21 protein-coding genes are annotated in these 17,941 nt (G+C 60.8%); 7 read left to right on the plus strand and 14 right to left on the minus strand.

Going from position 1 to position 17,941, the window contains the following annotated elements:
• Positions 1–70: 70 nt before the first annotated feature.
• From EJ070_RS19175 to EJ070_RS19190, 4 genes are all read left to right on the plus strand, one after another.
• On the plus strand, positions 71–514 hold the full coding sequence (locus EJ070_RS19175; protein ID WP_126092748.1) for an antitoxin Xre/MbcA/ParS toxin-binding domain-containing protein: 444 nt from the start codon (positions 71–73) through the stop codon (positions 512–514).
• Positions 514–981 carry an RES family NAD+ phosphorylase gene (locus tag EJ070_RS19180; protein ID WP_126092749.1) on the plus strand — a complete coding sequence of 156 codons (468 nt, stop codon included), beginning with the start codon at positions 514–516 and terminating at the stop codon, positions 979–981. The genes EJ070_RS19175 and EJ070_RS19180 overlap by 1 nt, the downstream gene beginning before the upstream one ends.
• Before the next feature lie 176 nt (positions 982–1,157).
• Entirely contained in the window at positions 1,158–1,394 is a 237-nt protein-coding gene (locus EJ070_RS19185) for a type II toxin-antitoxin system prevent-host-death family antitoxin (RefSeq protein WP_126092750.1), read from the plus strand.
• A gap of 3 nt (positions 1,395–1,397) precedes the next feature.
• The gene (locus tag EJ070_RS19190) at positions 1,398–1,808 is read left to right on the plus strand and encodes a PIN domain-containing protein (RefSeq protein ID WP_126092751.1); all 411 of its coding nucleotides are present in this window, start codon (positions 1,398–1,400) and stop codon (positions 1,806–1,808) included.
• A gap of 28 nt (positions 1,809–1,836) precedes the next feature.
• Here EJ070_RS19190 and EJ070_RS19195 read toward each other — a convergent pair whose 3' ends face one another.
• The 13 genes from EJ070_RS19195 to EJ070_RS19255 are packed head-to-tail and all read right to left on the minus strand — an operon-like array spanning position 1,837 to position 14,579.
• Positions 1,837–3,825 (minus strand): type IV secretory system conjugative DNA transfer family protein, encoded by a 1,989-nt coding sequence (locus EJ070_RS19195; RefSeq protein WP_126095820.1) that lies wholly within the window; start codon positions 3,823–3,825, stop codon positions 1,837–1,839.
• Between the two features lie 2 nt (positions 3,826–3,827).
• Positions 3,828–4,847, minus strand: coding sequence for a P-type DNA transfer ATPase VirB11 (virB11, locus tag EJ070_RS19200; RefSeq protein WP_126092752.1), 1,020 nt, complete (start codon positions 4,845–4,847; stop codon positions 3,828–3,830).
• Positions 4,828–6,051: a type IV secretion system protein VirB10 gene (gene virB10, locus EJ070_RS19205; RefSeq protein WP_126095821.1), complete on the minus strand. Its 1,224-nt coding sequence runs from the start codon at positions 6,049–6,051 to the stop codon at positions 4,828–4,830. The genes virB11 and virB10 overlap by 20 nt, the downstream gene beginning before the upstream one ends.
• On the minus strand, positions 6,051–6,863 hold the full coding sequence (virB9, locus tag EJ070_RS19210; RefSeq protein WP_189349947.1) for a P-type conjugative transfer protein VirB9: 813 nt from the start codon (positions 6,861–6,863) through the stop codon (positions 6,051–6,053). Before virB9 ends, virB10 begins: the two co-directional genes overlap by 1 nt.
• Positions 6,863–7,555, minus strand: a complete 693-nt coding sequence (locus EJ070_RS19215; RefSeq protein WP_126092753.1) for a type IV secretion system protein — start codon at positions 7,553–7,555, stop codon at positions 6,863–6,865. Before EJ070_RS19215 ends, virB9 begins: the two co-directional genes overlap by 1 nt.
• A gap of 47 nt (positions 7,556–7,602) precedes the next feature.
• Positions 7,603–8,604, minus strand: coding sequence for a type IV secretion system protein (locus tag EJ070_RS19220; protein ID WP_126092754.1), 1,002 nt, complete (start codon positions 8,602–8,604; stop codon positions 7,603–7,605).
• Positions 8,605–8,613: 9 nt separating this feature from the next.
• Positions 8,614–8,838 carry a hypothetical protein gene (locus EJ070_RS19225; protein ID WP_126092755.1) on the minus strand — a complete coding sequence of 75 codons (225 nt, stop codon included), beginning with the start codon at positions 8,836–8,838 and terminating at the stop codon, positions 8,614–8,616.
• On the minus strand, positions 8,835–9,533 hold the full coding sequence (locus EJ070_RS19230) for a type IV secretion system protein (RefSeq protein WP_126092756.1): 699 nt from the start codon (positions 9,531–9,533) through the stop codon (positions 8,835–8,837). The genes EJ070_RS19225 and EJ070_RS19230 overlap by 4 nt, the downstream gene beginning before the upstream one ends.
• Before the next feature lie 13 nt (positions 9,534–9,546).
• On the minus strand, positions 9,547–10,614 hold the full coding sequence (locus tag EJ070_RS19235; RefSeq protein WP_126092757.1) for a lytic transglycosylase domain-containing protein: 1,068 nt from the start codon (positions 10,612–10,614) through the stop codon (positions 9,547–9,549).
• Positions 10,611–13,025, minus strand: coding sequence for a VirB4 family type IV secretion/conjugal transfer ATPase (locus tag EJ070_RS19240; protein WP_126092758.1), 2,415 nt, complete (start codon positions 13,023–13,025; stop codon positions 10,611–10,613). Before EJ070_RS19240 ends, EJ070_RS19235 begins: the two co-directional genes overlap by 4 nt.
• Positions 13,026–13,027: 2 nt before the next feature.
• Positions 13,028–13,327, minus strand: coding sequence for a VirB3 family type IV secretion system protein (locus EJ070_RS19245; RefSeq protein ID WP_126092759.1), 300 nt, complete (start codon positions 13,325–13,327; stop codon positions 13,028–13,030).
• A 4-nt stretch (positions 13,328–13,331) separates the two neighbouring features.
• Positions 13,332–13,673, minus strand: a complete 342-nt coding sequence (locus EJ070_RS19250) for a TrbC/VirB2 family protein (RefSeq protein WP_126092760.1) — start codon at positions 13,671–13,673, stop codon at positions 13,332–13,334.
• Between the two features lie 12 nt (positions 13,674–13,685).
• Complete coding sequence (locus tag EJ070_RS19255) at positions 13,686–14,579, minus strand: lytic transglycosylase domain-containing protein (RefSeq protein WP_245464605.1); 894 nt, start codon at positions 14,577–14,579, stop codon at positions 13,686–13,688.
• A 154-nt stretch (positions 14,580–14,733) separates the two neighbouring features.
• On the opposite strand from EJ070_RS19255, the gene EJ070_RS19260 reads away from it, so the two are divergent.
• The 3 genes from EJ070_RS19260 to EJ070_RS19270 are packed head-to-tail and all read left to right on the plus strand — an operon-like array spanning position 14,734 to position 16,546.
• Positions 14,734–15,342 (plus strand): hypothetical protein, encoded by a 609-nt coding sequence (locus tag EJ070_RS19260; RefSeq protein WP_126095824.1) that lies wholly within the window; start codon positions 14,734–14,736, stop codon positions 15,340–15,342.
• Positions 15,339–15,869, plus strand: coding sequence for a thermonuclease family protein (locus EJ070_RS19265; RefSeq protein ID WP_126092761.1), 531 nt, complete (start codon positions 15,339–15,341; stop codon positions 15,867–15,869). Before EJ070_RS19260 ends, EJ070_RS19265 begins: the two co-directional genes overlap by 4 nt.
• A gap of 2 nt (positions 15,870–15,871) precedes the next feature.
• On the plus strand, positions 15,872–16,546 hold the full coding sequence (locus EJ070_RS19270) for a thermonuclease family protein (RefSeq protein ID WP_126092762.1): 675 nt from the start codon (positions 15,872–15,874) through the stop codon (positions 16,544–16,546).
• 945 nt (positions 16,547–17,491) lie between these two features.
• Here the strand turns inward: EJ070_RS19270 and EJ070_RS19280 are convergent.
• The gene (locus EJ070_RS19280) at positions 17,492–17,821 is read right to left on the minus strand and encodes a hypothetical protein (RefSeq protein WP_126092764.1); all 330 of its coding nucleotides are present in this window, start codon (positions 17,819–17,821) and stop codon (positions 17,492–17,494) included.
• Positions 17,822–17,941 lie beyond the last annotated feature (120 nt).

Raw genomic sequence — 17,941 nt, forward strand, 5'->3', positions numbered from 1 at the left:
TCAGCACTCCGACCATTGTAATTTCCGGCAATATGCCCTAAATTTGTAGGCACATTGCCGGAGTTGAACTATGGCCACTGCCATTGCTGTCATTGAAGAGGTTTCACGCAAGCTCGGCGGACCGAGCGTGCTGGGAACAGATGTTCGTTCTCAGGCTGATCTCGCCATGATCGTCCGTCGCAGATTGCCCTTGGCCACATTGAAGGGATTGTCGCTTGCCGGCCTCAGTGAGCAGGAGATCGAGCGCTTCGTCATCCCGCAGCGCACCCGTCGCCATCGGGCCGAGAAGAACCAGCCGCTGACTGTGGAAGAGTCCGACCGCGCCGTGAGACTGGTTCGCATCCAGGCGCTGGCGGAAGAGACCTTTGGGGATACAGCAAAGGCCAATCGGTGGCTGCGTAAGGAGCTCGGCGAATTGGGTGGCGAGACGCCTTTGAGCGTCGCCCAGACCGAGGCCGGCGCCCGCGTCGTGGAAACCATCCTCGGGAAGATCGCCTGGGGCGCCGCCGCCTGATGCGGTTGTGGCGGCTTTCGAGCCTCCAGTATGCGAGTGCGATGGACGGCGGCTACGGCCTGCTGTTCGATGGCCGCTGGAATACGGTCGGGCATCCAGTCACCTACGCCGCTACGTCGCCCTCGCTCTGCATCCTGGAGAAGCTCGTCCACGTTGAAGACCCCGCGCTACTGCCGGCGCTCGGCATGGTAATGTACGATGTCGCGGATGAGATCCCTGCCTCGCATCGAACCACCGATGACCTTCCTGCTGATTGGCGCCGGCAGGAAGCAATGACGCAGCGCCTTGGCGACGAATGGCTAACCGCAAATGATACCGCGCTGCTCTTTGTTCCGTCGGCAATCGTACCGATTGCGGATAGCCCTGATCGCAATGTCCTTATCAATCCACGCCACTCTGCGGCCGCAGCAGTTCAGATCGCGCGCGTCGAGCGATTCGAGCTGGACATCCGGCTGTTAAGGGAATGAGATGGGAAATGACCTTTTTATTTCAATGCGTTAGGTTGTTCCATAAGATAGATTATGCAACTTTAAATTGCAATCCAGCATCAAGCAATCTCAAGTTACAAGGCCGGTCAAGCATTTGACGAAACTACCCTAGCCTCTATATTCTGGCCATGTGGCCATATATTGGACTTGCGCCGATGAAGAGTATCTCCGTCGTTGAGGCAAAAGCGAATTTTTCCGGGCTCCTCGCCGAAGTCGAGGCGGGCGAGGAAATTGCTGTCACCCGACATGGCAAGGTCATCGCGCGCATGGTGCCTGACCATCGCCGTGTTGCCGCCGACGCCTTTCGTGATTTTTGGGTGGATGCCGACGAGTTCGATCTGGTTGCACCAGAGGACAAGCCTGCGGAGGATGTGGCCTCGCTGGACGACTAGATCGTGGCGTCGCTCTATCTTTTGGACACGAATATTCTCATTGCAGCCATGAAAGGCCGCCCGGAGGTGCGAAAACGGCTGGAGGCCCAGCAAATAAGCGCTATCCGGCTCTCTGCGATCGTAATGGGCGAATTGGAGTTCGGCGCGGAGAAAAGTGCCTATGGTGACCGCAATCGCGCCCGTCTGGCCACCTTGACGCAGCGCCTACCGCTGGTCGGCATCGACCAGGACACAATACGGCATTATGCAAAAATCCGTGCCCTCCTTGAGCGTCACGGTACACCCATTGGTGCAAACGACACCTGGATCGCAGCACAAGCTCTCGCCATCAACGCTGTCTTGGTCACAGACAATGAGCGCGAATTCTCCCGTGTGCCTGGGCTGGTGGTCGAAAACTGGTTCACCGAATCCTGAGTGCAGGTATCCATCCGATATGGTTGGCTCACGCCGTTTCCAGCCCGCGTTCCAAGTCAGCGTCTGGAACGGTCTCATCAAATACCATCGACCAATCTCTCGGGCCTCCTGTCGATTTCGCCATCACCAGTTTCTTCAATTTCGCCGTAGCTGAATCGAAACGCGATTCCAGCGCCTCGAAAGGCGGTTCCCGACGCCGAGAGCTGTGAGAGGCGACAGCCGTGTTGCCTTTCACAATGGACTTTTTGCTGTCATTTTCCTTCGATGGGTCAAATGATCCAACCGTAGGCGGCAAATGGGAGAGAATTTCATGCTCCTCACCCGAACTGGCGTAGCTCCCAGTGGTCGCTGGCACGGCCATCGGCGGGAAGAATTCCATCGCTGGCACCGAGGGGACGTGGTTGCGTGAGAAAGCCTCCCGCTCGAGAAATGGCTTCGTGGCGAAGAAGCGCAGCTTGTCGGCGAGGATTGGGCTCTGTCCTTCGACCAGTACGAGCATTTTTTCAGGCGGGAGCTGGCGGATTTCCTGCGGCATCATCAGATCGCGTTCCCTCAGTTGCTCCACCTTGGTGCGGCGATGCAACCCCATCAGTTCGATCGTCCGAGATTCTGTCTTATATCGGACGGTACGACGGCCAAGGCTTTTTGAGACCGACTCGGCGGTCGCCTGGTCGTTGGCGCCGAGGACGAGCTGATAGCCACAGTTTCCCATCAAGGATTGCCGTGCGGTTTCGCCATAGATCTCATCGAGGTTTTTCAGATCCTGGACGATGAAGGCCATCTTGATGTTGTAGCCAGCGACATAGGGCAGCTTGCTGGTGATCTCGCTGAGTTTCTTCAGCTGCCGGAACTCATCCAGAAGAAAATAAACCGATATCGACCGGCGATCATGCTCGAGCAGGAGCGTGTCGAGCGTCTGCTGGACGAACAGCGCCAGCAGCGGCTTCAGCAGCGTGATGTCGGTAATGTTCGGCGCCAGATAAATCGAGATCGGCCTGTATTTCAGGGAACGCAGATCCATGTCGGTGGCCGACGTCGCCGCGACCACGCGCTCGTTGCGGAAAGGCCGCAGTGCCTTCTGGATGTCCAGCAGCGCGGAGGCCGCGGCGCGCTCGGAAAGCGCGATGTAGGCGTTGAAGCTCTCGACGGTGAAGCGCGACAGGCCAGGCTCCTTCTCCTTGATGAATTCCATCAGCGCCTGCAGGTTGACGCCGCTGTTGAAGAAGGCTGTGACCTCGCCGAGATTGCGGCGACCGCGATAAAAGACGCTCTCGTTAATGTAGCTGATCGCGCCGGCCATCACCTGCTGTGCCGTCGCCTGCCAGATCGAGTTTTCGGAATCGATGCTTTCGGGAACGAGGATGCTGGCGATGTTCTGGATGTCGGTCGTGCGGTCCCCGCGGTCGGTGCGAATGAAGTCCAGTGGGTTGTAGCGGTGGGTCCGGTCCGATCCGGGCGCGAAGAGGAAAACCTGGCTGCCCTTCGATTTGCGATAGCCAGCGGTCGACCGGAAGATCTCGCCCTTGAGATCGGTAACGATCATTGAGCCTTCATGCGCGAGCGCGTTCGGAATGACGTAGCAAGCCCCCTTCCCTGAGCGTGTCGGTCCGATGACCAGATGATGACGCTCGTCATCGACGCGCAGGATCTGGCGGCCGAAACGCCCGAGAATGTGCCCCTTGCGTCGAAACCATTTACCGCGGCGAAGTGACATGGCGTTCTGGAAGTGTGCGTCGCCAAGCGGATTGGATACGGGCCGCAGACCGACATAGGCGACTATGCCGGCGACGAGGAGCGCGGGGATCGCGGCGCCGAGACCGATTCTTCGCAGTACAGGATTGTCAGCATAAAGAGCGAGCTGCTGGAGAGGCGCCCACGGGTTTGTGGTGATCGTTGCCTGAATGATGCGGCCGTCACCGTAGAGAAGCTTCAGCGCCAGGCCATAGCCAAGCAGCCAGGTGGCGAAGGCAATCGCCAGACAGAACGCGATGTAGACGAGTCGTAGGGAGCCAATCATGGTCATTTCCCACGCGCAAAGAAGATCTCGGAAACGCCGCGACGGCCGCCGTCGCGGCGAAGCTGAATGACGATCGGGATGACGCTGCGGATGTAGGAGATCAGGTCTGCCTTCGGGTAAGCGGCGGAGAGACCTGATTGCATGACCATCATTGCCAACTGCTCGTAAGCGCCGAGCGGTGTGTCGGCATGTACCGTCGTCATCGAGCCGGGGTGCCCGGTGTTAATGGCGCGCAGGAACGAGAAAGCCTCCGATCCCCTCACCTCGCCGACAAACAGCCGATCAGGCCGCATGCGAAGCGAGGCCTCGAGCAGACTCTGAATTGTCACGCTGGCGGTGCCCTGGTCGCCTTTGGAAGCCAGGAGATGGACCGCATTCGGCTGCGGCGGAAACAGCTCCCGCGTGTCCTCGAGCGTAATGATGCGTTCACGCTCGTCGACCGATTTGAGGCAGGCGTTGAGGAAGGTCGTCTTGCCACTCGAGGTGCCGCCACTGACGAGGATCGAAACACGATTGACAATCGCCGACCGAATGAAGCCATAGATATCCTCCTTGCGCAGGAGCTCGATCAGTCCGCGGTCGACATCATTCACACCACCGACGGCGACAGATACCCGTTCGAATGCGCCCCTGTCGCGATAGTCGTCGAGGCTGAAGTCGCTGACGACCTGCTTGCGCAGCGAGACGGCGCCGCCCTCGGGCGCCGCAGGCGGCAAAACGACCTGGATGCGCTCGCCCGTCGGCAAGGCGGCACTCAGGACCGGGCTCGCTGGACTGATGAATTGGTTCGTCGAGGCCGCCACACGCTCGCCGATGTTGACGATCTCTGCCGTCGTCAGCTCCGGCACGGAAAAGGACGCCATATGCTCGTCACCAAGCCGCTCGACATAGACATGACCCGGGCGGTTGATCGAGATCTCGACGACACGGGGATCTTCGAGAAATGGCTTGAGCGGCTCCAGCGCGCGATAGAGAAAATAGTGACGATCGTTGCGGCCAAACTCAGTTGAGACCACGTTCATGACGGATTTCCTTGAGTGCCTCGGATACCGGATCATCGTAGAGCGCGGAAAAGTCGAGGTCCTGCCGCACGAAGACGAAGATTCGTTCGCCCTGCGCCACGTTGATGGTCGGCGGGATCTTGAGGCTGTCGCCGAGGGCCTGGTTGGCCATGTCGGAGAAGGTCTGCGCGAGCGTGGTGCGAGCAATATCCTCTGCACGCTGACCGTCGTCGCTGGTGCTGGTCGCGGACTGGCTGCCGTAGCCGGTCAGGTAGCTGGCGCCGCCGCCGACGATGGACAGCAGGATCGCGGCGCCAAAGCGTTCCCGGAACTTGTTGTCGACCTGCCCGGTCAGGCCGGACCGGCCGAGACTGTCGGCGCCGATGGAATCGAGACGGACGCTGACGCCATCGTCGCGCAGCATCCGTGTCCAGATTACGAAAATGCGCTTTTGGCCGCGCACGATGTCGGACTGATATTCGCCAATCAGCCGCGTGCCGGTCGGAATGAGGACGCGCCGGCCATCGAAGGAATAGACGTCCTGTGAAACGATGGCGCGGATTTGGCCAGGCAGGTCGCTCACGATCGCCGTTTCCAGAATGCCGGGAATAAGCGTTCCTTCCGGCACCAGCGCATCGATACGGTCGATCGTTCTGGCCTTCGCTGTGCGGTCGCCCAGACTGATCGCCGACGCCAGGAATTTGCTGTTGCGGTCCTCGCCAGCGACGGTAGCGCGCTCCCCTTCTCCGGCGGCCGAACCGAGTTGCTCACCGCTTGAGCCTTTGTTGTCGAAGACCACCATGCTGGAGCGGTAGCGCTTCGGGAATTCGTCCGCCGGTGGCGCTGCCGATATGGCGGGTTCGGGCCCTGCCGCAGGCGGTGGTGGAGGAGGCACGTTGAACTCCGTTGTGTCGGGCTTTGCTTCCTCCTTCGCCGGCGGCGGCGGCGGGATTTGCAGGACTTCCGGCTCCGCCGGTTTCGGCTGCGGCTCGCCGCCGTCACGAACGAAGGACGGCGGACGAAACGTCGTGGTCGAAAACTCTTCGTGGCCGGATAGCATATCGCGCTGCTGCGGCCGTCCGCCCGCGACGACGAAATAACCCGCGACCATGCCGGCCAAGATAAGCGCGCCGCCGCCGATGAGCTGCTTGCGCCGAACATTTCTGTCGGCGATCGCCGGCTCATCGCCGCTTGCCAGAACCTCAAGCTCGGGGCTGCGCTGGATCAATTGCCACTCCTCCTGCGCTTTGTCGCATGAGGATCCTCGACAGGTCCAAGGACACCGGGGTCAGGCGCGCCGAAATCGGGTTTTCTGAGATTGAAGATGCAGACCCATTCGTCGCCGTCGCGCAGCGTGAACTGCGTGGCTGTCCCGTCGACGACGATGTATTCACCCTCCTTGCGGAAGTTCTCCAGCGTTTCGGAGAAATCGGAGTTGACGGCGAACATCGCCGGCACGCGCCGGTCGAATTTGAAGAACGTCTTGGCGCCGTCGTCAAAGACCATCAGCGGCTTCAGCCGTGCGTCGCCCGAGAAGGAATAGTCTATGTTGACGTTGGCCTTGTCTATGGCGGAAATATTCGGCCAGGCAGCGCGCTGCTCCGCCTCTTTGCGCAAGGCGACGTTGAGGTTCTTTTCCGGGTAGATGAAGCGGATGCCGAAGATCTCCCTGCCCGCTTCCGGCGCGTTGTCGCGCAGCTCCAGATAGTAGATGCGCTTGTCGGTCACGACGTTCATGTTGGTGGTCACATTCTTGGCGATTGGCTTGACAAAGAGAATATTTCCTTTGTCGGCCGGGACGACCTGCCAGCTGTCGGTGTCGCCGAGCGAGATCGTCTGGAATTTCTCTTCCTCGTCAAAAATGATCATGGTCGAGATGCCGTAGGTCGCCGAGACCTGGACGACATTGTTCTCCTGGTAGACTACGCTGGTGATGCGTCGATCGAGAGACCCGCCTTTTGGCGTCTGCGCGGCGAGGGCGGCGGAGCCGAAGGCGACAAGGCATAGTGCCGTTGCGAGGACCATTGTCGTCCTCATCACGGGCTTCCCGGCGTCACGGTTTCCTGGTCGCGGCGATAGTCGTAAACCTGAAAGCCGAGGGGATTTTCGAAGCGCCATTCGTTCTTGATGGGCGTGTCGGTGTAGCGGAAGCGCACGACCGAGATCCAATGCCGGTCGATCGCTTCGGTCTCGCTTTTTTCCGTGGTAGAGAAGCGCACGATCGCCGTCGAATTGTTCGGGAAGCTGACCGACTTGATGTCGACCAGGACCCGTTTCAGCTTGCCATAGACCTTGGCGGGGTTCTGAGGGCTGGCGGCGCTGTAGAGCGCCTGCAATTCGCGCGCCGCGTCGCCCGTCGAAAGAAGGGCGGCGATCCCGAAATTTTCCTCGATCGCGTAAGGATCGTAGCCCTCGCGGCTGCGGACATAGCGCACCACATTGGCCTGCGTCACTGCTTCCTGCTCGGTGAGATTGGCCGGCCGGGTCAGACCCGACTTCACCTCGATGTAGCCGGTGTTCCTGTCGACCTCGACCAGGTATGGCTCGAAGCTCTTGAGCGGCAGCATCAGAACGACTGCCAGAACGCTGAGTGCGGCAATGCCGGCAAACACCAGAGCGAAGAACCAGGCGATGCGGCTCGAGCGTTTCGCCCGCTTGATGATCTCTACTTCCCAGATATCGCCTTGCTGGAAGTATGATCGCAGTCTGTCGTCGGTGCTGTCTGCCATGCTTTCCGTCGAGTTTGGTTTGGACAATCATCGGTCGGCTGGAGCGACTATCCGGGTGTTCCGTTGGCTGTGATGGCGCGCTGCATTGCCTCACGGGCCATGTTGCGCGGCGGGTGAAGCTGCGCCTGCACGCGATGGACGGCGGCTTGCATCTGTCGCGACGACGTGCCGATCGCCATGCGCCCGAGCATGATACCGCGGTCGGTGAGCGAGCGTGATCGATGTCCGATCGGCGTCGCCAGCCCGCCGACGATGCCTTGGGCAAGCGACTGGATCTGGATCAGCACGAAGGAGCCGGCAAGGCAGAGCATGATGAAGGCGGCGAAGTCGCTGAGCTTCAGCTCCCGGTTGCCGGAGATCTGGTTGATCTTGGTGAGCTCGGGCGCCATGGCCGCAATGAGGAAAGCGGCGATGACATAGACGAAGAGCGGGATCACCGCATAAAGCAGCGACTGGTTCAGCCAGCCGATGGCGTAATTGCGGGTCGGATTGAAAAGCATGCAGGAGATGAAGATCGGCGCGGTGCCGAGCAGCACCCACAGGATCACCTTGGCAAGCACCAGGATGCCGAGCGCGATCGCCACGAAGAGGCCGGCAAAGACCATGATAACCATGCCGATCAGTGCCGGCAGCACCGAGAAATAGCCGGCCTGTTCGGAAAAAGTCGAGGCCGCGACATTCGCCGTCTTCCAGATCTGCGATAGGCCATTGGTCGGTTCCGTCACGCCGGTGCCTGAGGCGGCGAGCACGGCGCGACCGGCTGCTTCCGGCACCTTGGTCAGCCAGTCATAGACGAGCGCGTCGAAATTGGACCATGTGCCGACAAGGATGAATATGACGATGACGCGGGCAAGACGGCCGATGATCTCGGCAACGCTCAGCCGGGATGTTCCGAGAAACAGCTGCGTTCCGTAAAGGAGCACGACGAGAGCGAAGAGCAACCGAAGCAGCGGCTCGAGATCGGCGCTCAGTGCTTCGTAAGCACGCTGCGAGAAATTCTGACCCGACGCGTCGATACGCTGCAGCAGGTCGCCAATGAAGTCCTCCACTGCCTTGTCCTACTCTGCCTGTCCGGCCAGGCCATCGATCGCGGCCAGCGCCGCCCCGCGGTCCGGATTGATCGATCGCATTGGTCCACACTCGACACGCGGATCCTCGGCATAGCCAGTGAGATTGGCCGGCCGCTTGCAGGGTGCTGTCTTCTCCTTCGGCGTGCCGCAGCCGGCAGCGAGGAGCGAGATCGCGACAATGGACATGAGGGTGGTAACCTTCACTGGGCTCATTCGTAGGTGAGCGCTTTTCTGGTGTTGGAGATGTCGGTGAGCTTGCGCTGGTTGTCGGCCTGCAGCGACTGCACCGCGCCGTTCATCGTGCCGATCATCTCGTTCAGCGTAAGGCCGGTCTGCACCTGAAGCTGCGTGTTCTGGTCGATCGAGCCCTTGATGTCCTTCGAGGTTCCGATCCCCTGCCCCGCGCTCTCGAGCGCTGCCCTTCGGCTCTCGACGGCTTGCTGCGAGCCGTTGATCAGGGCCGAAACGCCAAGCACAGTCTTGACCAGTTCCTCGTAGGATTTGTCGCTGGCAAGCGAACTATCGTCTTTGCCGGAGAGCGATTTCACCAGTTGGAGGCCGTTTACGAAAAGCGTCGCCGCCTTCGCGATCTCCGGCCCCATCGAGCCGAAGTTAGGCATGCCGCTCTGCAGAAGACTGTCGAAGGACGGGACCGAGGTGACGCTGAAGCCGTTGCCGATGGCGAGGTCCTTCAGCGATCCGGCATCGCTGCCTCGATCGCCGGTGACCGCCTGGAGGGTCTTTTCGACCGTCGTCAGGATATCCTTATTCGTGTCAAGGATCTTGGAGGTCTTCTCAGCCGTATCCTTGGCGACGGCGTAGTTGGTCTTGTCGATGACCGGTATATCGGCACGCGCTACCGTCGAAGTGATGGCCGTGGCGGCAGCAAGGAAGAGAATGCGTCTCATGAGGAATCTCCAGTCATTGAGGAACGAGGAGCAGTTCGGCGTTCTGGTTGAGTTGTTGGACGCAAGCTTTGATCTCGGGATTCCAGACCAGGCCGGTGCGATCGTCGCAGAAGCCGGTAATGGCTCGATTGTCACCGCCGTCACCGTCCTGGTAGCGGCCGGAGCGGCTGGCGCCGGAAATGTCGCTCAGGGTGACCGCATTCCTGGAGTTGACGAGATCGGCCAGGCTGGCGCCGAGACCGATCATACGATTGAGCATATCGATGTTGGCGTTGCGGGCACCGGAATTCTGGTCCCAACTGTCCTGCTCCGTGCCGGTCGCGGCAGAACCGAACTGCTCGAACCAGGATGCAACATCGCCTGAGCCGTCGCCTGTGGCGCTCGTCAGCGCAAAAGCGTTCACGGTGCTGGAGCGCATGCCTTCATAGGCTGTGCTCGTGCTCCCATAGTTCAGCGGAATGCCCGACTTGTCCGACCCGCCGAAGGCAGGCAGCCATTTCTGCGTTATAACGCGGACATAATCCTGTGTTTCGCGATACGGCGGAATTCCGCCATAGCTTTCGACATTGCCCGAACCGGAATTGTAGGCGGCGAGCGCCAGCGAGACGTTTCCGTCGAAGTGCTTGAGCTGCTGCTTGAAATAGCGGGCGCCACCCCGCAGGTTCTGCTCGATGCTGTAAGGATTGACGCCGAGGTCCGAAGCCGTGCCTGGCATGAGCTGGGACAGTCCGATCGCGCCGGCGCTGGACTTGGCGCAAGGATTGAACCGGCTCTCCTGATAGACGAGCGCCAGAAACTGGTTCTCGTCGATCCCCTCTTCGCGCGCGACACGCCGCACCATGCCTGCGATCGATGGATTTGCGTTGGCCGCGGCGACCGGATCATCCTTGCGGCCCGGCCGATACACCGCGCAGGTGACGCTTTCATTGGTCGTGTAGCGATCGCGGTCCACATGATCGATTTCGGTGGTCTTGTCGTTCCGGTCCTGGCGCTCATCCAGTGTAGTTCCATCGATGGTCGGAATATCGGCCGCGGCCGGCGTCGCGAGAAGAACGAGCAACAGGGGAATTCGTCGGATCATGCCGCCCTCCCCCATCCGCAGAAATCGGACAGCCACGCCGCCGGATCCTCGCCAAGGCGGGCACGCAGCGCCGCGCAGGCTTCGATCGTGTCCTTGCGGCCGGACAGCACCTTGACGATGTCCGGCATCGCGGAAAGGTCCAGCCGGGCAATGACGGAATCGTTGCCATGCTTGATGAGGAAGGTCCGCCGCTCCGGCGGCGTGTTGCGGATGAAGGCAAATTCCTTGGCCGTCAGACCGAAGCGTCGGATGTAACTTTCCTCATCCGCGCGCGGGTTCGGGAAATGCAGGTTTGTCGCCGACTGCTCGATCAAAGTGTGCGATTGCGGCGCCCGGGCTATATCCGCGGCTGACTGGGTGCCGAAGCCAACGATCCCGTTCAGTTTGCGGATCGTCTTCATCTTGTCGACGATATAGCTGGAAAACGCTGGGTCCTGCAGCAGCTTCCAGCCCTCGTCCATGAAGATCAGGACGGGATCGCCTGTGAGCAGTTCTTCGATGCGGTGGAACAGATACATCAGTGCCGGCGTGCGCACGTCTTCATTATCGAGGATATGCGTCATGTCGAACCCGAAGATGCGCCTGCCGGAAAAAGAGAGTGCGTCGTGCGGCGCGTTGAAGAGCCATGCCTTTTCGCCTTCGAACCATGGCCTCAACCGCGACTGGAGATCATTGGCGGCCGAGCGTGAGCGCCCCATGAGAAGCCCGGACAGATTGGCGAGCGTCCGCTGCTCGACTGGCTCCTCGCAAATGCGCCTGATGGCGCGCTCGAGCGTGTCTTCCTCTTCCTGGGAGAAGCCGTGACCGCCTGCGGGCGACAGCATGGCCTTCAGAAGACGAACCAGGAATTCGCGGTTCGCGGGGGTATTTTCCAGTTGCAGCGGATTGAAACCGGTCGGCGTGCCGGGCTGCAGGACCTCATAGTTGCCGTTGACGGCGCGAATGAAGATCGAGGCGCCCTCGTCCTTGTCAAAGAACACTGCCCGAGGCTCGGGCGAGATGCGAAACGCTTGCGCAAGCAGGAAAGTAAGCGCGACGGTTTTGCCGGAGCCCGTCGGGCCCGTGACCAGAAAATGCCCGACGTCACGCTGGTGAAAATTGAACCAGTAGGGGGTCTGCGACGTGGTCTCGAGGATCGAGATCGGCAGGCCCCAATGGATGCCGGACGCCTGACCCGTCGCGAAATTGTGCATGGAGGAGAAGCCGGAGAAGTTAGCGCTGGACAGCATGCAGGAGCGCGCGATGTACGCATGGTTGCCCGGCAGTTGCGCCCAGAAGGACGCCTCCATGTTCAGGTCCTCGCGCAGCCAGTTGACGTTCATGTCGGTGAGGCAGGCGCCAAGCTCCGAGACTGCCTTGTCGAGCCCGGCCAACTCGCGCGACAGGCAGAGCAGGCTGAAATGGTGATAGCCGAACACTGCTTCCTGATTGACCAGGCTGTTGAGCGCAAAGTCGATGTCCGTCTCGACCGTACTGCCGGCCTCGTCGGAAGCGCGTATCTGCCGCTGCAGGCGTGAAATCCGTTCCTGCGCGACCGGCTTGTCAGCAAGCGTGAAGGACTGGGTAAGGACGAACTCGTGATTGACCTGGAGCAGGCCGTCGAGCATGCCCGGGCCCGAAAACGGCGGATACTCCTTGATCGACAGCATCGCGCCAAAGCGATTGTCGGCGTCCGTGGCACCCTGCGCCTGCAACGTTCGTCGTGAGAAATGCAGCCGCGAGGTCCCGACATAGCTGCGGATTCCCATGCGGGGCAGCCGCATGTCCCGCGACAGGCCGCAAGTCAGTATGGCGTTGAAGAACGCGCACGGCTCGGAATAGGGCTCGCCGTCGCGATAGGTGACGCCGAGAGCACGTGCGCCGTATTTCTGGAGCTCGCGTGTGACGTTGCCGACGACTTCTTCCAGCTCGTTGATGTGTTCGTGGGTTCGCTGCCGGCGTACTTGCGGCCGCGTGGACCGATCGAACAGCCTTGAGACCGCCTCGGCGGTTCCTAAGGGACCGCGCATGCCGGTCCGTACGATCGTCAAATAGAGTTCGTTGGCGAACATGCGCTTCTCGCTAAGCACCGCCGAGTAGCGCTGATTGAGAAGGTCGCAGAAGTGATCGGAGAACGAGCCGCCGAGCTCCGGCTTGACCTGCCTGCGGATCACCGTCGACCACAGCGAATAGCGGCTTGATCCGAGCGCGCGGATCAAGGTGTTCTGCACGCTGGCGCGCATGTTGAGCTCGGCCTGGTCCTCGGTTTGGAAGAACAACCCATCGAGCTTGATGACGCTGAGCACGGCACCGCTTGCGAGGCCAATGACGGTGTCGGAAAGGTGGCGCATGTAAGGGATGTGCGAGGCGATCGACCGTTCGCGGCGGCGCTCGCGTCCGAAACCCAGTTCGTCGGCAACGACAGTAAGCATGGTCATGGCCCGTAAGAGTTTGTGCCCCAGAACAGCTTGTTCGGCGTCCGCGGCGTGCGGCGACCAGCGACCTGGGCGAGGTCAAGGATGCGGATATCACGGCTGGTGAGCGCAAAGAGCGCCAGATAGGCGACGGGGGCGATCGTCGCGGCCCAGAAGCTCGTCGTCACCAGGAAGGCGATCAGTGTGACGCCGATGATCAGATAGAAGGCAGTGAGCGGTATGCCCCACATCATCGGCGGCCGCGTCAGGCCGATAACCAGCGGCGTCAGATGCGGCTTGTCGTCAGAGAACTCGCGCATGGGGTCACTTCCCGACAGCCGAGATCATCTGGTCGACGATCGCCGGGGCGCCGAAGACGAGACCGATGCCGATCACGACAGCGCCGGCCGTGAACCAGGAGAGCCGCCCAGCAAAGGCGAGGAAGCCGAGGCCGATCACAGCAATGATCGCCAGCAGCCGCCCGAAAGGCCCAGTGATGAAATCGACGATCATCTGGACGGCCGTTTCCAGCGGTGCGAACGCGCCGGACGTCTGCTGGGCGAGGGCCGGTTCAGCGGCTGTGACCGCCAGTGCCGCGACGATGAGCAGGAGCAACGCGGGTCGAACGGCGGGTGACCCAATATGCGAGAGGATGTGGTTCTTCATGTCGGTCTCCTTCTAGAATTGCATCACGCCGCCAACCCACTGGCGCGGTTTGGCATTGGCAAGCACGCCGGTCGCGGCGCCGTCGTCAATTCTCTGGCTCAAAGTCCCCTTCGTGCCTTGGTCCGTTGCCCTTGGCAGGGGCATTCCGATCTGGCGATTGATCACCTCGGCGACGAAGCGGACGGTTTCCGGGAATGGCGGCACGCCCCCGTACTTCTGGACGTTGGTCTCGCCCGCATTGTAGGCAGCCGCGACGATCAGCGGATTCCGGTAGGTCTCGAACAGCGACTTCAACAACCTGACCCCACCGTCGATGTTCTCAGCGGGATCGCAAACGTCGGAGACCCCGAGAAAATCTGCGGTCGGAGGCATGAGCTGCATCGGCCCGCGAGCGCCCTTGGGCGAATTGCGATCGCGATCCAGACGGCTCTCGGCCGTCGAAACAGCGAGCGCGAAAGCGGGATCGACCCGGTACTTTTGTGCCGCCTCGACCACCAGACGAGCAATTTCCGCTGCCGTTAGAGGTGATGGCCCACATGGCAATGCAGTCTTGATTGTAGAAAGGTCAAATTGACTCTGCCGGCCAGGGCCATCATTGGCAGACTCGACGGTGCTTGCTCTTTTCGCATCGACGTCGCCAAGTGGACCATCCGCCGTTTGAAGCTTGCCGTCTGCGGAAACAACGTATTGCCGGGCACCATCGAGCCAACGATTGCGAAAGACGCTGTCCACTGCGTCGGAATCGGTCTCTGGACCCGCAGTTTGAGTGGAACTGACGGTGGATTGCGCAGTCTCACGCCTTTGTTCTGCCGAGAGTGCCGAGCCGGCGGAATGCATTCCTGTGGCCGCGAGCAGGACTGGCGCGACGTAGTGCAAAACTTGCGAGTGAAAACGTGACAAGGCCATTCCAGATCATCCGAGGCGGGAACGTCGAATGCAGGAATCGGTATGTCAGATAAAAAAGAATGTCAATTTGCCTATGATTTTTTCTTGCGTCGAAAATGCGAAAAGAGCACATTGCAATTCGCACCACCGCCCGCAACCGAGGAAAACGGCCCCGATGAAACGTTGCCTCAGCAGCCTTGGTCTGTCCCTTTTGATGGCCATGCCGGCGCTTGCCGCGGGTCCCGTCGACCAAGCCTATATCCGTTCGCTCGCCGCACCCGGGAAAACCGTGCTGGTCATCGAATATTACGACGGCAAGGGCGGCGTCACGGATCGTAAAGGCTTCGCCTCAGCCACTGGCTTCAAAACGGTTTCGCCGACCGATTTCGCGGTCGACGACAAGGTCACCGTCCACCTCTTCGGTATCGAGCCCTGCGAGGGCGACATGGTGAACCGTCGCGAGAACTTCGCCGGCAGCTGCGCCGACTATGCCGAGCAAGGGCTCAAGACACTGTTGAAGTCGCCAAAGGTGATTTATTGCCGCGCCTTCGTCACCGAAGCCAACGCGCCTATCCAGGACGCGACCTGTTACGGCTACTACAACTACCCCGGCAGTCTCGACACGGTCGACATGTTCGAGGAGCAATTGGTATCGCTCGGCACGCATCGACTTGCCAAGAAGCCGGGCGGAGGCCTCGCACGGCCAGATCTTGAGCAGGCAGAAAAGATTGGCCGGGGTGGCGGCTACGGCATGTGGGCAGATCCCCGGATCAAGACGAAATGAGATCGCTCGCTGTCGTATTGGCCGCCGTGATTTCGGGGCCTGTCGCCGCCGCCCCCGCAGGCTATTTCAATCTCCGGCCCGGCGTGGCGCTCGAGAGCGGCGACAGCTGGGCAGACGCCGGTGCGAGGTATCACCTCTACGGTGTGCAGTCTTGCCTGCGCGGCACGTACTATGCGGATAGCTCCGGCCGCCGAGAGGATTGCGGCGAAGCCTCCCTTGCTGTCATGGCGGCATTCATTGCTGACACCAAGCCGGTCTGCTCGCCGATAGCGACGATTGCCAAAGTTACTTATGTCGTTTGCTATGCGACAGTCGGCGCCGATCAGTTGGATCTTGGCAATCTGGTGATCACGTCTGGCTACGCCTTCGCCGCTCTGCAGCCGGACGGCCTTCCTTACTCGCCCGCATATGCGGTAGCTGAACAGGTTGCGCGTGAAAAGCACGCTGGCCTGTGGCAGTTCAAGGACGTGCAGCATCCGGCGATCCTGCTCGGTCGTGCCGCGGCACGGAGCCCGACGATCCAATGAGAATGCGAGCGACCTGTTTTGCTGCTCTTCTGGCGCTGTCGGTTGCCGCCTCCCCTAGCTGGCCGGCCGACGCCATCGGGCCGGGAGCGGGGCCGTCTTCGCCGTCCAGCCAAACTATCTCTAAGGCAATCGTCGGCCGGGTAGCGGTCATCGATGGACGGACACTCTGGTTTCCGCGATCGGCCGAGAAAGTCCGTCTTGCCGGTATAGATGTGTGCGAACTGCCCCAATGGGCCTTCGATCCAACCCGATACGGCAAGAACACTGTGCTGAAACCCGTGCCGTGCGGCCCCCTTGCCAAGGCCTGGCTCAAGAGGGTGGTCGGCGACGATCACGTGACGTGTCGGGCGACCGCGTTTAATTCAGACGGCGCCTATGTCGGTGCCTGTTCCACGAGGGGACGCGACCTCGCTGTCGAGATGCTGCGGGTCGGCTGGGCGCTGGTCACCTCCCCTGCCCTTCCAGGGTACGACGCGTGGCAACGCCACGCCATGACGGCCCGATCCGGGATGTGGGCCACCTACGTGCTCGACATGGACGAGTGGCGCGGAAGGGCCGTCGATCGAACGCTGCAGAGACAACCGGTCGCCGACTTCAATCTACTGGCTGAGCGATCGCGAGAGATCTCTCCGCCATTCGCCGACGCGCGCAAACGGCCGCGCCGATCAGACCGCTGAATTTGGATGCTCAGGAGAAATGACTATGCGGCTCATCAGGTCCACCATTGTCCTCGCGTCGAGCGCATTGGCTTCGCTAGCAGCCGCGGTTGTTGACACGCAGGCCAGCGAGTGGGGTTGCGAAGTGCTTTTGTGCGCGTCGTCATCAAACCCATCCTGGCATGGCGTGCCTGCCTGCCACCCGCCCATGGATCGATTGATCTCGGCCATGAGCAGCTGGGGTTTCTCGTGGCCCACCTGCCCCGAAGCAGGTACCGGCTCGCCCGGCTACGAAAAATACGCCGATTGTCCGGCCGGCTGGAGCGTCGGATATTCCGAGGTCGGTCACGGCACGCGCAGCGAACCGAGTCTGTGCGTCCAGAAGGGTCGCAATACATGCAGCCGTCGCGAAGGATGCAGTGATACGATTTCGATGCCTCGTCCGTCGCGCGGGGATCCGTATTACTTCGATATTTCTGCCAAAGACGGGTCTGTGTCCCGGCACTGGTTCAATCTGCGGCGTTAGCGCCTGATCCGCCTGGCGAACCTGGTTGCGGATTTCGGTTTCGGTTGCTTCGAGCAAAACAGTTCCGCGACTTCGTCCCGGAAGCGTGCCGTGGACGCAAGAAGCCGGGCTTGTTGTTCGTCACCAATGTCGGTGCCAGTGGCGATCATGACGGCTGCGACACCAAGTATCTTATCGCAAGCGTCCGGCGCGTTCGTGGGCTCAGCTGCAATCAACTTGGCAACCGCCCGTCGCATATCTCGTCTGATAATCCAAGTCAGCGGCAATCTGATCGGTTGCCAGCGCAAGCGCAAGATCCGCTGAAGTCTCCGATTGGCAGCGCCTATCCGGTCGAGCTCCGCAATCGCCCTCGACGCGGCGAATCCGCGGTCACCTACCATGCGTAGCCAGTGGAAGTTTCTTGCGCGCGTCATGGCGACGAAATCACATTCCCCGCTGATCTAGTCAGGCTGTATCCCCTTATTCTCAAGGGCCGCCATCCTCTTGCCAGCTTTGTCCGAAGGAAGATGAGCCGCGCGAAATATGCGGCCTTCATTTTCAGCTCGCCAACATCGGCCACCGGCGCCATCGCTGCCTGCCGTCGAATAACCGTTTCGTTCGCCAAAAAGCCGTGGCCCGATCAGCTGCGCCTCGGCCTCTTCGGCGTGCATCAAACGTTTCCCGAGACACTCCAGCTCTGAAATGGCGCGGCGGTGCGCCGCGATCAGATCCACGACTGCGTCCGCCTCTCGTGCCTTGCCCTTGCTGCTGCACACAAGTTGGATCGGCATCGACTGCTCCGAGTGGTTCGGCTCCTCCCGCATAGCAACACTGTCCCGGTCCCGCCGGAGAAAAAAGGGATGATGGCATCCCTATTTTTCCGTCGCGAAAGATGAAAACCTGCCTGCCAA

The organism is Mesorhizobium sp. M1E.F.Ca.ET.045.02.1.1, from assembly GCF_003952485.1.
In the GTDB taxonomy this organism is placed as follows: Bacteria; Pseudomonadota; Alphaproteobacteria; order Rhizobiales; family Rhizobiaceae; genus Mesorhizobium.

Excerpts from the sequence above, each read along its gene's own strand:
- EJ070_RS19175 (WP_126092748.1), top strand. The coding sequence starts at position 71 with ATGGCCACTGCCATTGCTGTCATTGAAGAGGTTTCACGCAAGCTCGGC.
- EJ070_RS19180 (WP_126092749.1), top strand. The coding sequence starts at position 514 with ATGCGGTTGTGGCGGCTTTCGAGCCTCCAGTATGCGAGTGCGATGGAC.
- EJ070_RS19185 (WP_126092750.1), top strand. The coding sequence starts at position 1,158 with ATGAAGAGTATCTCCGTCGTTGAGGCAAAAGCGAATTTTTCCGGGCTC.
- EJ070_RS19195 (WP_126095820.1), bottom strand. The coding sequence starts at position 3,825 with ATGATTGGCTCCCTACGACTCGTCTACATCGCGTTCTGTCTGGCGATT.
- virB11 (WP_126092752.1), bottom strand. The coding sequence starts at position 4,847 with ATGAACGTGGTCTCAACTGAGTTTGGCCGCAACGATCGTCACTATTTT.
- virB9 (WP_189349947.1), bottom strand. The coding sequence starts at position 6,863 with ATGAGGACGACAATGGTCCTCGCAACGGCACTATGCCTTGTCGCCTTC.
- EJ070_RS19215 (WP_126092753.1), bottom strand. The coding sequence starts at position 7,555 with ATGGCAGACAGCACCGACGACAGACTGCGATCATACTTCCAGCAAGGC.
- EJ070_RS19225 (WP_126092755.1), bottom strand. The coding sequence starts at position 8,838 with ATGAGCCCAGTGAAGGTTACCACCCTCATGTCCATTGTCGCGATCTCG.
- EJ070_RS19230 (WP_126092756.1), bottom strand. The coding sequence starts at position 9,533 with ATGAGACGCATTCTCTTCCTTGCTGCCGCCACGGCCATCACTTCGACG.
- EJ070_RS19235 (WP_126092757.1), bottom strand. The coding sequence starts at position 10,614 with ATGATCCGACGAATTCCCCTGTTGCTCGTTCTTCTCGCGACGCCGGCC.
- EJ070_RS19240 (WP_126092758.1), bottom strand. The coding sequence starts at position 13,025 with ATGCTTACTGTCGTTGCCGACGAACTGGGTTTCGGACGCGAGCGCCGC.
- EJ070_RS19245 (WP_126092759.1), bottom strand. The coding sequence starts at position 13,327 with ATGCGCGAGTTCTCTGACGACAAGCCGCATCTGACGCCGCTGGTTATC.
- EJ070_RS19250 (WP_126092760.1), bottom strand. The coding sequence starts at position 13,673 with ATGAAGAACCACATCCTCTCGCATATTGGGTCACCCGCCGTTCGACCC.
- EJ070_RS19255 (WP_245464605.1), bottom strand. The coding sequence starts at position 14,579 with ATGGCCTTGTCACGTTTTCACTCGCAAGTTTTGCACTACGTCGCGCCA.
- EJ070_RS19260 (WP_126095824.1), top strand. The coding sequence starts at position 14,734 with ATGAAACGTTGCCTCAGCAGCCTTGGTCTGTCCCTTTTGATGGCCATG.
- EJ070_RS19265 (WP_126092761.1), top strand. The coding sequence starts at position 15,339 with ATGAGATCGCTCGCTGTCGTATTGGCCGCCGTGATTTCGGGGCCTGTC.
- EJ070_RS19270 (WP_126092762.1), top strand. The coding sequence starts at position 15,872 with ATGCGAGCGACCTGTTTTGCTGCTCTTCTGGCGCTGTCGGTTGCCGCC.
- EJ070_RS19280 (WP_126092764.1), bottom strand. The coding sequence starts at position 17,821 with ATGCCGATCCAACTTGTGTGCAGCAGCAAGGGCAAGGCACGAGAGGCG.